Raw genomic sequence first — 239 nt, 5'->3', positions numbered from 1 at the left:
AGCCAAAGTGCTTCAGCTTCAGCATCTAACAACCAGAACTCAGCTTCTATCTCAGCAAGCGCGAGCCAAAGCGCTTCAGCATCAGTAAGTGCAAGCATCAGTGCAAGCCAATCAGTATCTGTATCAGCAAGCCAATCAGCTTCAGTATCAGCAAGTCAAAGTACTTCAGCATCAGTAAGCGCGAGCCAAAGTGCTTCAGCTTCAGCATCTAACAACCAGAACTCAGCTTCTATCTCAGC

1 protein-coding gene is annotated in these 239 nt (G+C 47.3%); it reads left to right on the top strand.

Features of this window, described 5'->3' with window-relative positions:
• Positions 1-239: hypothetical protein (locus B7705_RS00295; RefSeq protein WP_193431898.1), on the top strand; the 239-nt coding region annotated here is incomplete at both ends.

It is taken from the genome of Streptococcus oralis subsp. dentisani (genome assembly GCF_002096685.1).
Lineage (GTDB): Bacteria > Bacillota > Bacilli > Lactobacillales > Streptococcaceae > Streptococcus > Streptococcus oralis_AD.
The sequence above is the reverse complement of the archived record's forward strand: the minus strand, read 5'-3'. Positions and strand labels throughout refer to the sequence as shown.